This window comes from Janthinobacterium sp. NFX145 (genome assembly GCF_049810325.1).
Taxonomy (GTDB): domain Bacteria; phylum Pseudomonadota; class Gammaproteobacteria; order Burkholderiales; family Burkholderiaceae_D; genus Janthinobacterium; species Janthinobacterium rivuli.
In genome coordinates this window covers 5,119,516-5,134,501 of the sequence record NZ_CP187360.1, presented here as the reverse complement: position 1 = coordinate 5,134,501, position 14,986 = coordinate 5,119,516, and the positions used below count along the sequence as shown (strand labels likewise).

7 protein-coding genes are annotated in these 14,986 nt (G+C 60.8%); 4 read left to right on the top strand and 3 right to left on the bottom strand.

Annotated features, from left to right (window positions below):
• Positions 1-456 precede the first annotated feature (456 nt).
• Positions 457-1,521 (top strand): 3-deoxy-7-phosphoheptulonate synthase AroG, encoded by a 1,065-nt coding sequence (aroG, locus tag ACPJXG_RS22965; protein ID WP_035828690.1) that lies wholly within the window; start codon positions 457-459, stop codon positions 1,519-1,521.
• 79 nt (positions 1,522-1,600) lie between these two features.
• On the opposite strand, the gene ACPJXG_RS22960 is transcribed toward aroG, so the two are convergent.
• From ACPJXG_RS22960 to ACPJXG_RS22950, 3 genes are all read right to left on the bottom strand, one after another.
• Positions 1,601-4,447 carry a TonB-dependent receptor gene (locus ACPJXG_RS22960; protein WP_425252445.1) on the bottom strand — a complete coding sequence of 949 codons (2,847 nt, stop codon included), beginning with the start codon at positions 4,445-4,447 and terminating at the stop codon, positions 1,601-1,603.
• A gap of 357 nt (positions 4,448-4,804) precedes the next feature.
• On the bottom strand, positions 4,805-7,480 hold the full coding sequence (locus ACPJXG_RS22955) for a TonB-dependent receptor (RefSeq protein ID WP_425252444.1): 2,676 nt from the start codon (positions 7,478-7,480) through the stop codon (positions 4,805-4,807).
• A gap of 176 nt (positions 7,481-7,656) precedes the next feature.
• Positions 7,657-10,383, bottom strand: a complete 2,727-nt coding sequence (locus tag ACPJXG_RS22950) for a TonB-dependent receptor (protein WP_425252443.1) — start codon at positions 10,381-10,383, stop codon at positions 7,657-7,659.
• A gap of 681 nt (positions 10,384-11,064) precedes the next feature.
• On the opposite strand from ACPJXG_RS22950, the gene ACPJXG_RS22945 reads away from it, so the two are divergent.
• Genes ACPJXG_RS22945 through ACPJXG_RS22935 form a run of 3 tightly spaced genes read left to right on the top strand, consistent with a single transcriptional unit; the run spans position 11,065 to position 14,986 of the window.
• Positions 11,065-12,900 carry an ABC transporter substrate-binding protein gene (locus tag ACPJXG_RS22945; RefSeq protein WP_081922696.1) on the top strand — a complete coding sequence of 612 codons (1,836 nt, stop codon included), beginning with the start codon at positions 11,065-11,067 and terminating at the stop codon, positions 12,898-12,900.
• A 28-nt stretch (positions 12,901-12,928) separates the two neighbouring features.
• Positions 12,929-13,867, top strand: a complete 939-nt coding sequence (locus ACPJXG_RS22940) for an ABC transporter permease (RefSeq protein ID WP_034782513.1) — start codon at positions 12,929-12,931, stop codon at positions 13,865-13,867.
• A gap of 9 nt (positions 13,868-13,876) precedes the next feature.
• Complete coding sequence (locus ACPJXG_RS22935; protein ID WP_425252442.1) at positions 13,877-14,986, top strand: ABC transporter permease; 1,110 nt, start codon at positions 13,877-13,879, stop codon at positions 14,984-14,986.

Here is a 14,986-nt window from a genome sequence, read left to right as displayed (position 1 = left end):
GTCCTTGAGTTTTGTCCGTGCGGCGACGCCGGGACTAGATCTAGATCAAGTAGTGCCCCGCTTGTCGTCGATAGAATGGCCGGCGTGGCGTGGTTGCCACGACGAGCACAGCGGTAGGGGCGAACAGGCGGGTATCGGCAGCGCGCAACTTTTTATGCTTTTTTGCGTGTTGTGCAGTGTAAAACGGCGGCGGCATGCGGCTTTGCCGACAAATATGCTTGCCAACCGTTGCAATTTAGGTTTATAGTCGTTCATCACTTACGGATGACTCGCATGTTCGCTCGCCACTTTTTTACCGCTTATTTTTACTTTAGCAATTCCAACCCAAAGGCGGTGGAGTAGCGGTCGGTTCACGTAGCAGCAACACGAGATCCCAGCAAATTCTAAAAAACCGCCACTGATGGCGGTTTTTTTTTACCCAGATGTTTTACCCTTCCTTAAATTTTGGAGAAAATGATGCCCCGCACCGATGATTTGCGTATTCGCGAAATGAAGGAATTGACTCCGCCGTCCCACCTGATCCGCGAATTCGCCTGCTCGGAGCAAGCCGAACAGACCGCCGCCAGCGCCCGCATTGCCCTGCACCGTATCCTGCATGGCCAGGACGACCGCCTGATGGTGGTGATCGGCCCTTGCTCCATCCACGACACCAAGGCGGCGATGGAATATGCGCGCCTGCTCGTCAAGGAGCGTGCGCGTTTCGCTGGCGAACTGGAAATCGTCATGCGCGTCTACTTCGAGAAGCCGCGCACCACGGTGGGCTGGAAGGGCCTGATCAACGACCCGTACATGGACAACAGCTTCCGCATCAACGACGGCTTGCGCATGGCGCGCGAGCTGTTGCGCGACATCAATGAGCTGGGCTTGCCGGCCGGCACCGAATTCCTCGACGTCATCAGCCCGCAATACATCGCCGACCTGATCAGCTGGGGCGCCATCGGCGCGCGCACGACGGAGTCGCAGGTGCACCGCGAGTTGGCGTCGGGATTGTCGTGTCCCGTCGGCTTCAAGAATGGCACGGACGGCAATGTCAAAATCGCCGTGGAAGCCATCAAGGCCGCCTCGCAGCCGCACCATTTTCTCTCCGTCACGAAGGGCGGCCACTCGGCCATCGTCTCGACCAACGGCAACGAGGATTGCCACATCATCTTGCGCGGCGGGAAAACCCCGAACTATGACGCGGCCAGCGTGGACGAGGCGTGCAAGGCCATCGGGGCGCAAGGCCTGGCGGCGCGCCTGATGATCGACGCTTCGCATGCGAACAGCTCGAAAAAACCGGAAAACCAGATCCCCGTGTGCGCCGACATCGCCAGCCAGGTGGCCGGCGGCGATGGCCGCATCGTCGGCGTGATGGTGGAATCGCATCTGGTGGCGGGGCGTCAGGATCTGATCCCGGGCAAGGAATTGATCTATGGCCAGTCCGTCACGGACGGTTGCATCGACTGGAGCGCCAGCGTGGCCGTGCTGGAAAACCTGGCGGCGGCAGTCAAGCAGCGCCGCTTGCAGGGCGACGCGGAATAAAGTGACGTGGCGCGCAGCATGAAAAAAAGCCCGGAAAGCTAAGCTTTCCGGGCTTTTCAGTTTTCAGCTCACGATGAGCTTAGAACTTGTAGGAACCGCTCAGGTAGAACTGGCGGCCCAGGGCGCTCGAGTACGATGGGTTGTAGCCCACTTGATGCGAACCCGTGTTACGCAGGGTGAACGGCGGATCGCGGTCGAACAGGTTCAGGATGCCAGCCGTGACTTCCACGTTCTTCAGCGGACGGTAAGCCGTCTGGAAGTCGAAGGTGGTGTAGCTCGGCACTTCCAGCTGGATGCCATAGCATTCGCCTGGGCTGCCGGCGACGATCACGGCGCAGCCTTTGGCGGTCTGTTCCTTGTCGGTGTAGCCATTGCGATAGCTGGCGCTCAGCGTATGCGTGAACTTGGCCGTCTCAAACGTGGTGGTGGCGCGGATGATGTTGCGGAAGCTGACCTTGTCGTTCGAACCGTAACGATTCAGGCTGGTTTCCCATTGATCATTCGTGCCTGGCGTCGTGTAGCGCGAGCGCAGCAGGTAGGTACCCATCAGGCGGCTCGTCAGACGGCCGTCCAGCAGCTTCATCTTGTGGGTGAAGTCGTAGTCGATACCGCGGTTTTCCACTTTACCAATGTTGATTGGCAGCAGTTTGACGGCCAGCACGTCCTTGCCCGTCGAGGTGATGTGCTTGGTAGTGAACAGGTCGGCATACTTGGCTGGATTGCTGAAGATCAAGCCTTCGGAGACCGGTGTCACCTGATCGTTGATCTGCACGTTCCACAGGTCGAACGACATCGACAGACTGTCGATCGGCTCGAACACGGTGCCGATGCTCCATTGCTTCGACGTTTCCGGTTTCAATTCCGGATTGCCGCTCTGGAAGGCTTCGAACTGCTGGCGTACCACGCCTTCGCAATAGTTGGCCAGCGGGTGACCGCCCATGCCGTTCGCTGCCGTCAATGGGCATTGATAGTTACCACCGGTAACGCCCCAGTCTTCCAGCGGACCGGCGATTTCCTGCATGCTGGCGGCGCGGAAGCCGGTGCCGGCAGCGGCGCGGAACATCAGGCTCTTGGTCGCGGAATACTTGCCGCTGACTTTCCAGGTGGTGGCGTTTTCTTTCTTGCCTACCGTCTTGCCCGTCAGCTTGTTGTCGATGGCGCCGATCTGGTCATAACGCAGCGAGCCGGTCATTTCCAGTTTCTTCGAAATCGGCAGCATCAGTTCGGCATACGCGCCCGCATTGTCGCGCGCGTATTCGCTGTCGACTTGTACATTGTCAAACAGGATCTGCGCCTGCTTGGCCACGTCCGCCTGTTGCACCTTGTACGAGGTGTTGCGGTAGTCGGCGCCCACGCCCAGCATGGCCGTGCCGCCCGGCAGCGAGAACACGGGACGCGAAGCGCGGCCATCGACGCCCTTCATTTCCACGGTTTGCGTGTTGTAGGTGCCGCTGAAGCCCGTGCCCATCAGTGCCTGGCGCATGGCGTCCGGCATCGAGCCCACAGGGTAGGCGAACGGGTCGATGTTGCCATCAGCCAATTGCGCATCGAATTTGTCCGACAGGGGGAAACCGCTGACGTATTGCTGCGTCTGCTTGTTTTTCGAGTAGGTCACGGCGGAATTGATGTCCCAGCCGAATGCATTGCCATCGACGCCGGCGACGATATGGGTGGCTTTGGTGCCGTAGTTGTAGACGCGGTTGCCCATTTCCGACAGGCGGTATTTGGCGACGGCGCCCGTGGCGTTGGCCAATTGCGTTGGCGTCAGGTTCGGCGCCAGGTATTTGTTGAACAGCGGCGAGCCGACGTCGACGGAGAAATCGGCCGGGTATGGCGCAATGCTGGCGATGACGCGCGCTTCGGTGTAGGCGAGGTCATAGAAACCCTGGAAGCCGGTTTTGCCCAGTTTGACGGTACCCGAGCTGAAGATGGCGTCACGCTTCGATTCAGGATTGATCTCGATGGTCGATGGCGAATCGAAATAGCAGTTGCCGTCGCCATAGAAGTCCATGTTGCTGGCGGCGCATTTGCCGCCATGGGCCAATGCGTACGGGTTCAGGTTGACGCTATCGACGAAGGGCGTGCCGGTCTTCGGATTGATGACCACGGCGCCAGTCAGCGGATCGGTGCGGTTGTAATCGACAGTGGCGTTGCCAGGGGCCGAACGCGAGGAACCGTTGATGAATTGCAGCGCCTTGCCGGTCTTCGGATCGTTGAAATTGATGATGCCGCTTTTCGCGAAGCTGCGCTGCGATGCTTTCAGCGATTTTTGTTCGTCATGGCTGGCCGACACGAAGATGCTGTAGCCATCATCGTCGATGTCGCCGAAGCCCTTGCTGATCGAAATCGAGTTGCTGGCGCCGCCCGATTCTTCAGGACGCGAGTACTTGGCATTGATTTCCAGCGGCGCAGCGCCTTTTTTCAGGATGAAGTTGACTACGCCGGCGATGGCGTCGGCGCCATACAGTGCCGAGGCGCCGTCCGTTAGCACTTCCACGCGTTCGATGGCCGACAGCGGGATCGAGTTCAGGTCGATGGTGGTGCCGGAATTGGATGGCGCCACGCGGCGGCCGTTCAGCAGTACCAGCGTGTAGGCTGCGCCGATATCGTGGATCGAGGCCGTGGTGACGCCGCCGCCGCCGCCGCCAACCGAATCGGCGGCCACGGAGAAGCCCTGCATCGCAGGAATCTGCTGAATGAAATCGGTCACCGTGGTGACGCCGGTTTTCTTGATGTCTTTCTGGTTGAACGACTGCACCGGCAGCGACGCTTCGGAAGCGATGCGCTTGATGCTCGAACCTGTGACTTCCACGCGTTGCATGGTGCCATCTGTTGTTTCTTGCGCATACGCGGCGTGCATGCTCAGGGCCATGCCGCCTGCAAACATCAGGCGCAGCGACCGCGATATTACATTTTCTATCATCATCTGAAATTCCTTGTTATTGTGATAAAGGCGGCAATTATTTTGAAATAACTTGTTGCTCGCCAACAATTTATTTGCCTTTTTACAAATCCACCAATGAAAATTCTGTAAATTTTCAGGGCCCTCATCAAAACATTCACCATTCAGATTGTCAATTTCGCGCGGACTTTTTGGACAAAATGCAACATTTTCCTGTTTTTTTTATAATCCTTCAGCAATAAAGTATCGTGAACCCTTGTCAGTCCTGCTCAGATGCGTAAAATAAAACGGCGCACATCATCGCTGATGGCGCCGCTTTTCTGTCGCTGGCACGCTGTTGCCAGCGCTGCCTGTTTTAGCTGTCGACCTGAACTTTTCCCCTTAAAACGTATAGCTGCCGCGCAGGTAATACGCACGCCCGACCGGGTCCGTGTAGCGCGGGTCATAGCCTTTCTGGAACAAGGTGCCCTGGTTCGAGAACGGCGGCTCCCTGTCCAGCAGGTTCTTCACGCCGGCCGTCAGCAGCAAGCCCTTCCACGCATAGCTGCCCGACAGTCCCAGCAGGCTGTACGACGACACATCGTGCCGGTATGGCGGCTCGACCAGGTTCTGGTCCGTGTAGCGCGACTTGAACGATTGCGACAGGGTGGCGCCCCAGTTGCCCTTGCGCCAGTTCAGCGTGGCCGTGTGCTTCCAGCGAAATACCGGATTGTTGTCGGCATAGCGGCCCACGTTGGCGATGAAGGCGCCGTTGCGTTCGTTCTGGTAGTCGTACTTGTGGGTCCACGTGCCATCGACCGTGACGTTGACATCGCCATACGCGCCGCGTGCCAGGCGCGCATTCAGGCTGACGTCGATGCCGTCGGTTTTCACTTCACCGATGTTATCGTTCAGGTCGAGAATGGCGTAGGGCGAACCATCGGGATTGCGCAGGAACAAGGCCTTGTATTTCTCGTAGTTGCCGAAGATCGATTGCTCGGGTAAGGAGCCAATCTTGTCCTTCAAATGGATGTTCCAGTAGTCGATGGCGACGGTCACTTCTTTGATCGGCTCGAGCACCAGGCCGAAGGCGAAAGTCGTGGATTTTTCCGGTTTCAGGTTTTCATTGCCGCCTTGTAGCTTGAACTGCTGCAAGTCGCAATCGCGCAAGGGATTGGCGCCCGGTTGCGGCACGCCACCGGGGCACAAAATCGGGTCGTCATAGCTGTCGTTGGTATCGTTCTTCGACGGCGGCGCATTCTTTTCAAACAGGGTGGGGGCGCGGAAACCCGTGCTGGCCGAGCCGCGCAGCACCAGCGCGCTGCTGGCCTGGTAGCGCAGGGCCAGCTTGGGATTGGTGGTGCTGCCCACGTCGCTGTAATGGTCGAAACGGGCGGCCAGCTGCACTTCCAGGTCCTTGATCAGCGGTAAGTTGATTTCGCCGAAGACGGCCTGGATGGAGCGCGAGCCGCGCTTCGACAGCGAGCCCGACAAGCCGGAACTGGTGGCTTGGCCGGCGATGTCGCGGTTGACGTTGAAGTCGGCCTTTTCGCGCCGCACTTCGCCGCCCAAAGCGATGGCCAGCGGGCCGCCGGCCAGTTGCATCAGCTCGCGGCTGCCCTTGAGGTCGAAGCCCGTGGTGGTGACCCTGGCGTTCTGCACTTCGCCGCGCAGGGCCGTGCTGTCGAGGTAAGCCTTGCCGGGGGCATCCTGCACGCCAAACGGGTTCAGGATGCCGTTCAGCACGCCAGCGGCAAAGCTCGCATCCTGCACATAGCCGTTGGTAAATTTCTCCGACGACTTGCTGATCGCATGGCTCAGTCCCGTCTTGTAATCCCAGCCCGCCAGTTCCCCTTCCAGCGCCAGCACCAGGCGGTCGGCTTTGCCGGTGGAATCGATCTGCCGCTGGCCTGCCTCGACGGGGCGCCAGTTGACGCTCAGGGGCTGGCCCGACAAGCCCGGCTGGGCCGGCACGCCGCCCGCATTGCCCGGATAGTATCGGCTGGTGCTGGGCAGGATCAAGCCTGTTTGCGGCGGCGGCGCCGTGCGTGCCTTCACCTTGTTTTCCGAATGCAGATATTCCACCGTGGCCAGGTGGCCGCCGCCCAGCTTGAAGGCGCCCTTGCCGAAGAAGGCCAGCTGTTCCTGCGCCGGCAGGTCGTCGATCTGGCGCGTGTAATCCTGGCGGCAAGTGCCGTTCGCCGGCACGGCCGGCACCGACAGCGGCGGCAGGCAGCCGCTGGCCGCATACGGATTGCCGGCCAGGCCCTTGCCGCCGTTGGCCGCCGCATCGAAGTAATTGCCGGGGAAGGTCGTGCCGCTGGTAATGGACAGGCCGCGCGAGGGGATGATGCCGGTGGCCGAGAAGGCGCGGTCCTGCGAGGTCAGCACTTCTTGCTTGTGGTAGTCGAGCACGCCAAAAATATTGTAGCCATCCGTGTCGAGCTCGCCAAAGCCCGTCGACAGGTTGAGGCGGTGCTCGTCGCCGCCCTTGTGCTGGGGGGCGATGATTTCGGCCGTGATGTTCGTGACGTTGACGGAGCGCTTCGTGATGAAATTGATGACGCCGCCGATGGCGTCCGTGCCGTAGATGGCCGAGGCGCCGTCGCGCAGCACTTCGACTCTTTCCAGGGCGGCGATGGGAATGATGTTCAGGTCGACGCTGGCGCCATCGTACGGATGGTTGGCGATGCGCCGGCCATTGAGCAGCACCAGCGTCTTGTCGCCGCCCAGTCCGCGCAAGTCGGCGCTGGCCTGGCCGCCCGTGGGCAAGCCGCTGGTATTGCCGCCGACGGCATTGCCGCTGCCCATGCTCGACGCGTTCGCGGGGATCCTGCCCAGCACTTCCTGGGCCGTCGTCAAGCCCTGTCTGGCGAAATCCTCGGCCTTGAAGATGGACAAGGGCGTTGCCGTTTCCGCGACGAGGCGCTTGATGGAGGAACCGGTGACTTCGACTCTTTGCATGGCGGGCGTGCCGGCTGTGTCGGTGTCCTGCGCCATGGCCGCATGGCCATAAACACCGAGCAAGGCTGCGCACAGCAGGCGCAAGGCAGGGAAGGGACTGCGGGTTGGCATCATCTGACACTCCTGTGGCGTGGGTTTGGCCAAGTGGCCTGCAAGGGAGTTTTACAGGCGCGCGGGAGCTAAGGTTTGCGTTTGCGCAATAGGCATGTGGATGCGTGTTCGCGCGCCACAGTCGGAACAAAAAAAGGCGGTGATTGCTCACCGCCTCGCGTCAGGATGCCTGCGTCAGCTTAGAAGAACTTGTAGCTGGCGCCCAGTTTGAAGTAGCGGCCGATGGCGCCGCTGGCATCCATCGGGTTGTAGCTCATGCCGCCATAGGTCAGCGGGTCGAGCGGCGCGATCTTGTCGGTCACGTTGTTGATCGAGGCAAACAATTGCAACTGTTTGTTGACGTTCCAACGGCTCGACAGGTCGAGCGTGGTGAACGAGGCGAGCTTGCAACCGTTCGGCGCCGGGGTGCCGTCGGCCAGTTTGGAGGAGCAAGGAATGCCCTCAAACTTGATATTTTTCATGTCTGAACGATAGTTCAGCACGCCGCTGACGTTCCAGTTGCCCAGATCCCACGAGCCTGTGAGATTGATCTTGTCCTTCGGCGTGCCGGCGCAGTTGGAGGTATCGCAATTGCCATGCGTGCCGGCGAACTGGTAGCGCACGGTGGACGATTCGGCCCGCACCCACGAGGCGATGTGGGTCCAGGTCAGGCCGAACGTGGCGCGGCCGTAGTCGCCCAGGCGCACGCGCTGCTTGATGTCCAGGTCGATACCCTTGATCTCCGTGAAGCTGGAGTTGCGGTACGGCGCCTTGGTGATCAGCAAGACGCCCGTGTTCGGCACCACCACGCCATTGATGGTCAGGTTGCTGTCGGAACGGATGGCGGTCGGCAGGGCGGCCGCTTCGTTGTACGGCAGGGGATTGATCTCGTTTTCGCGCTTGATCTTCCAGCCATCGAGCGACAGGCTGGTATCGTTGAACGGATCCCACACGATGCCCAGGGTGTAGCCCTTGGATTTTTCCGGCTTGAGGCTGGGGTCGCCGACCTTGACGGCCGCCACCTGCAGTTCGCAGTCGCTGGCATTGGCGCCCGGCAGGCGGGTGCCGCCCGGGCAGCGCACGGGATCGCTTACGGTCGCGGTGCCCGTCGATTGCGAATCGGCATTGCTTTCGGCCGGGCCCGGCGCGCGGAAACCTTCCGAATACGTGCCGCGCACGGCGAAGGTTTTCAGTGGCGTCCACTTGGCGCCCAGTTTCGGCGTGGTCGACGAGAAACGGTCGTATTTGTCGTAACGCAAGGCGCCCGACAGTTCCACCGTCTTGAAGACGGGCGCCAGCACTTCGAGGAACACGGCCGACACCTTGCTGTCGCCCTTGGCCGCCACGTAACTGGCGTTGATGGAACCGTCTTCCGTGCCAGTCAGCGATGGATTGTCGAGCTTGTCGCGGCGGTGTTCCGCGCCCACGGCCAGGCCCAAGGCGCCGCCCGGCAACTGCATCAGCTCGCGCGAGGCCTTGAAGTCGATGATGTCGAGCTTGGTCGTCGAATCGGAGGTGGCGTTCGTCACCATGGCCGCGTACAGCGAGGCCGGATTCTTGCCTGCCTGTGCACCGATGTAGTAGGGGAAATGCTTGCTGGCCGGACTGGAATCGCCCAGGGCATCCCTGACGACGGCCATGTTCAGCATGTTGCTGTAATCGAGGTGCAGCTTTGATTCCGAATGCGTGTAGCCGGCATCGTAGTCCCAGCCCATGGCATTGCCCTTGACGCCGAGCACGATGCGGTTGAACTCGTTGTTGGCCTGGCGCGTGCTGGGGCCGACGTCGAAAGCCTGGTAGCGCACGCGTACCGGCACGCCGTACGGATTTTGCGGATGGTTGGCGGCCAGCACAATGCTGGTGTCGGCGCCGCTGGCGTAGTTGATGACGCCGGCCTGGTTGCCGGCGTTCGGCGGGAAGGCAACCGTGGGTGTGACCGATGGCGGGATCATGGTAAAGGCCGTGTCGCGTTTCGAGTAGCCTGCTTCCGCGTACACCTGGGTGTCGGCATTGACTTGCCAGGTGCCGCGCGTGTACAGGTTGACCGATTCGATCTTTGGCTGCATCGCGCGGAACTGGTCGTGGTGCCACACGCAGCCGCCTTTCGGATCTTGCGGTGAAGACGCGGACAAGGTGGCGCAGCCGGGCAGGGAGACATAGTTGTTGGTGACGGGGTCGCGGATCAGCCCTGTCGGCGAGGGATTCGCATCGTTGTTGCTGTTGATGTAGCCGCCGGCGAACTGGGTGTTGATCGCATAGCCATACGGGCGCAGGTCGCCCTTGCCTATCCATTTGCGCCCGGCGCGGTCGCTGTTCATCAGCATGTCCGATTTGCTGTATTCGGCATTGACGACGACATTGAATTTATCCGTGTCGAGGTTGCCCTTGCCGAAGGTCAGCGAGGCGCGGTGCTGCTTGGCGTCGCTGTCGCCGGAGATGCCCGTGTCGGCCTTCAGGGTCAGGCCTTCGAAGTCCTTGCGCAGGATGATGTTGACGACGCCGGCGATGGCGTCCGCGCCATACGTCGACGAGGCGCCGTCCTTGAGGATTTCGATGCGCTCGACGATTTGCATCGGCACGGTGGACAGGTCGGTAAAGCTCTTCTGGCCGTCATCGGCGCGCGCGAACGGCGCCATGCGGCGGCCATTGAGCAAGACCAGGGTCGATGTGGCGCCCAGGCCGCGCAGCGAGATGGCCGTGGAACCGGCGGCAAAGCCGTTGCCGAAGCCCGTCGGCAGGGAGCCGGCGCCATCGGCGGTCAGGGTTTGCAGGTATTCGGCCACGGTGGCCTTGCCCGATTTCATCAAGTCATCGCGGGTGATGAGTTGTACCGGCGATGCGGTCTCGGCCGTGGCTCGTTTGATGCTCGAGCCTGTAATTTCCACACGTTGCACATTGGCGTCTTGCGCCATTGCCGGCGCAGCCATGATGCCAAGGCTGAGCGCTGCCACGCTACCCGAAAAGATCAGGCGTACGGAGCGGGATATCACTGTTTCCATCATCATTCTCAGAACTCCGAAAGTGTGCTCGGCCGGCCTGTGTGCGGCACAGCTTTGCCAGGGTGATAAAGATTGCTGCGTCGGCAATCGCTGTGGGTCAAACGGCATATCGTGCGTTGCCGTGATTGATAAGACCATTTGACGGGAAACCCTGTCAACGCGCACACATGCTTTTTCGGCATGGAAACAACAGTGTTTTTTATAATGTTGACTTGTTTCAATATTTGCAATTATTTCAATGTTGCACTGCGCCGCATATTTTCCGTACTGCCATAAAAACAGCTGTCATTCGGGGCCGTAAGGGTTATTACCAAGGCGTTTTGTCATGGTGGCGAGCTGCCTTTGTTGCGCTGCGGAAGATTCTCCCCGTGATCGGGCAGCCGTGGCTGCGTGCCACGCCAACACTGCGGCTTTTCGCCCGGCGGACAAAATATGCGTTATCGTTACGCCTTTTTCCAGCGCGCCTGCATGCGGACGGGGCTGGCGATGAGCAAGGCATAGATCTTGCGTGGATGGACTGGTTTTGGCGGTGGAATCCTGTATCCCAGGGGGAAGCCAGTACAGGCGCACCAATGCGGTGCGACAGATAATCGAGATGAAGGGTATTACATGAAGTCACCATGGATGCGGCGCGTGGCGCTGCTCGCCTGCCTGGCCACCCTGCCGCTGGCGGCCGTTGCCGCCGATGCCGCCCCTGCCGCGGGCGCGCCGGTGAAAACCTTGCGCTATATCCTGCCGGCCGCCGAGACGGGCTTCGATCCGGCCACCGCGCGCGACCTGTATTCGAACCACATCACGCAGGCCGTCTTCGACACCCTGTACACCTATGATTACCTGGCGCGTCCCGTGAAGGTGGTGCCCGGCGCGGCCGCCGCCATGCCGGAAGTGTCCGCCGACGGCAAGACCTACACCATCCGCCTGAAAAAAGGCATCCTGTTCACGCCGGACGCCGCGTTCGGCGGCAAGCGCCGCGAACTGACGATGGCCGATTACGTGTATTCGTGGAAGCGCCTGTTCGACCCGCGCCTGGCTTCGCCGCACAGCTGGCTGTTCGAAGGCAAGGTGGTGGGCCTCGATGATCTGGCCAAGGAAGCGGCCAAGTCGAACAAGCTCGACTTCAACAAGAAGGTGGCCGGCCTGGAAATCCTCGACCCGTACACCTTGCGCATCACGCTGACCAAGACCGATTTCAATTTCCCCATGATCCTCGCCTACGTGCCGACGGCCGCCGTGGCGCGCGAAGTGGTGGATAAATATGGCGACGTGAAGGGCGAGGTAGGTTCGAATCCCGTCGGCACCGGCTATTACACCCTCGGTGAGTGGACGCGCGGCAACCGCATCGTCCTGAACCGCAACCCGCAGCACTTGCCCGAGACGTGGAACTTCATGGCCGGCGACGATCCGGACGACCAGCGCATCGTGCGCCAGATGCAGGGTAAACGCATTCCCGCCATCGACCGCATCGAAATTTCCGTGATGATCGAAGACCAGTCGCGCTGGCTGTCGTTCCAGAGCGGCGGCACGGACGTGTTCTGGCTCGATGGCCCGCTGGCGCCGAAAGCGCTGCTCAACGGCAAGCTGCGTCCCGAGCTGGCGGAGAAGGGCGTGCAACTGTCGCGCCTGCTCGATCCTGAAATCAGCTATTACTACTGGAATATGGAAGACCCGACCCTGGGCGGCTTCAGCAAGGAAAAGATCGCCCTGCGCCGCGCCATCGCCATGGCGCACAATATCGACGAGGAAATCCGCATCATCTGGAATGGCCAGGCCAAGCGTCTCGACTATCCGATACCGCCCGGTGTCGTAGGCTACGATCCCCACTACAAATCCCTGCTGCAATACGATCCCGTGCTGGCCAACAAATTGCTGGATAAATTCGGTTACAAGAAGGGCGCCGATGGCTGGCGTACTTTGCCGGACGGCAAGCCGCTGCTGATCCGCTACGCTTCGCGCAACGAAGCCAATGGCGTGCTGCAGGCGGAAATGTGGCGCAAGACCTACAACTCGCTGGGCATCCGCATGGAAAACGACCGCATGATCTTTTCCGACATTTTAAAGACGGAAAAGCAGTGCAAGATGCAGACGCGCACGGCGCCCTGGCTGGCCGACTATCCGGACGGCGACAACTTCATGCAGCTGTTCTACGGCCCGAACACGCACCAGAACAACAATGGCTGCTACCAGGATCCCGAATACGATAAATGGTACGCGGCCAGCCAGGCCATGCCGGCCAGCCCCGAGCGCGACGAGCTGTTCCACAAGATGGCGCGCCGCCTGGAAGTCAATGCGGGCGCCCTGATCGGCTATGCGCGCTACCGCAACATGCTGGCGCAAAAGTCGGTGCAAGGCTACAAGAAGCACCCGATCCTGTTCCAGGAATGGGCGTACATGGATATCGACAGCAGCGGTGCGCCAGTGGCTACTCCGGCTCCCGCCACTAAATAAGCGCAGCTTATAACGACAAGGAATCATTATGTTTGCTTATATCCTGCGCCGCCTGTGGCAGATGCTGCCCACCATGCTGGGCGTGGTCCTGCTGGTGTTTATCCTGTTCAACTGGGTCGGCGGTGACCCCGCCTACATTTTGGCCGGCAAGATGTCGAGTGCCGAAAGCATCGCCAACATCCGCCGCCAGCTCGGGGTCGACCAGCCGTATTACGTGCAACTGTGGATCTTCATCAAGCAGATCGTCACGTTCGACTTCGGCCAGAGCTGGGCCACGGGGGAATCCGTGTCGCACATCATCACCTCGCGCCTGGGGCCGTCGATGATGGTGTTGATTCCGCTGACCGTGCTGGAAACGTTTTTTGGCGTGGCGCTGGCGCTGGCCATCGCGTTTGTCCGCGGTTCGCTGACGGACCGCGCCGTCATGATCGCCTGCACGGTGGGCATGTCGATTTCCATCCTCGTCTACATCATCGTCTTCCAGTACGGCTTCGCCTATAAACTGGGCCTGTTCCCCGTGCAGGGCTGGGGCGACAGCTTCTGGGAAAACCTGCTGCGCTATTCCACCTTGCCTATCCTGATCGGCCTGGCCGTGTCGATTGCGCCGACCCTGCGCCTGTTCCGCACCTTCGTGCTGGACGAGGCGAACCAGGATTACGTGCGCACGGCGCGCGCCAAGGGCCTCAAGGAAGGCCGCATCATGTGGGTGCACGTGCTGCGCAATGCCGGCATTCCCATCATTACCTATGTGATGTCGAACTTGCCGGCCCTGCTGATCGGCGCTTTCCTGCTCGAGCGCTTCTTCGGCATCCCCGGCATCGGGCGTGAAGTGATTCTGGCCGTCGAGCGCAGCGACTTCCCGGTGATCAAGGCGATCACCGTGTACGTTGCCGCCGCCACCATGCTCTTCAACCTGCTCACCGACCTGCTGTACCAGGCGGTCGATCCTCGCGTACAACTGAAGTAGAAAGAGACGATGTCGAAACCTCATACATCGCCCGGCCTGTGGGCCCTGGCGTGGCGCCGTTTGCGCGGCGACAAGATTGCAATGGTATCGCTGGTCGTGGTCGGCGCCTTTTTCCTGCTGGTGCTGGCGTCCGCCAGCGGCCTGGTGGCCTCGAACTGGGAAGACGAAGTGGCCGTCAGCTATGCGCCGCCGACCTTCGTGGGCGCCGACAAGGACGTCGCCGCCGATGGCGCGATGCCCGTGACGGACGAGCGCAGCGCGCCGACGCCCGTCAACGTGCTCGATCCGCTGGCCGACGATATCGCCGAACTGCGGGCCCAGATGGGCAGTAATCCATCGGCCGGCGTCGAGATGTACGGCGTCACGGACCCGCTGGCCGACGACTTGACGGCCTTGCGCGCCGGCATGGGCAAGGCCAAGAAACTCGTCACGCACAAGGCGGCAACCCTGCCGTTCGGCGCCGACAAGTGGGGCCACGACATCCTGCAGAAAACCATCAAGGGCGGCGAAACGTCGATCGTCGTGGGCCTGGTGGCGGCCTTGCTGGCCGTGGTGCTGGGCACCATCTTTGGCGCCGTGTCCGGCTATTTCGGCGGCGGCGTCGATGACTTCTTCAACTGGTTCTACAGCATCTTTACGTCGATCCCGTCGATCCTGATGATTCTCACCGTGGCGGCCGTGCTGCAGCAGAAGGGCGTGCTGACCATCGTGCTGATCCTGGGCTTGACGGGCTGGACGGGTCCGTACCGTTTGATACGCGCCGAATACATCAAGCACAAGGCGCGCGAATACGTGATGGCGGCCGACGCCATCGGCGCCTCGCACTGGCGCAAGATGTTTTCCCACATCTTCCCGAATGTGAGCCACGTTGCCTTGGTGCAAATGTCGATTCTGGTGGTGGGCTTCATCAAGGCGGAAGTGATTTTGAGCTTCCTCGGTTTTGGCGTGCCGGTGGGTACCGTGTCGTGGGGCAGCATGCTCAACGAGGCACAAAATGAACTGATCCTGGGCAAATGGTGGCAGCTGACCGCCGCCGCCACGGCGATGGCCGTGCTGGTGACGGCGTTCTCGCTGTTTACCGATGCCTTGCGCGATGCGCTCGACCCCAAAGTGAAATAG

Bases quoted from the DNA above. Each gene is read 5' to 3' on its own strand.
- ACPJXG_RS22940 (WP_034782513.1), top strand. From the start codon at position 12,929: ATGTTTGCTTATATCCTGCGCCGCCTGTGGCAGATGCTGCCCACCATG.
- ACPJXG_RS22945 (WP_081922696.1), top strand. From the start codon at position 11,065: ATGAAGTCACCATGGATGCGGCGCGTGGCGCTGCTCGCCTGCCTGGCC.
- ACPJXG_RS22950 (WP_425252443.1), bottom strand. From the start codon at position 10,383: ATGGCTGCGCCGGCAATGGCGCAAGACGCCAATGTGCAACGTGTGGAA.
- ACPJXG_RS22960 (WP_425252445.1), bottom strand. From the start codon at position 4,447: ATGATGATAGAAAATGTAATATCGCGGTCGCTGCGCCTGATGTTTGCA.
- ACPJXG_RS22955 (WP_425252444.1), bottom strand. From the start codon at position 7,480: ATGATGCCAACCCGCAGTCCCTTCCCTGCCTTGCGCCTGCTGTGCGCA.
- aroG (WP_035828690.1), top strand. From the start codon at position 457: ATGCCCCGCACCGATGATTTGCGTATTCGCGAAATGAAGGAATTGACT.
- ACPJXG_RS22935 (WP_425252442.1), top strand. From the start codon at position 13,877: ATGTCGAAACCTCATACATCGCCCGGCCTGTGGGCCCTGGCGTGGCGC.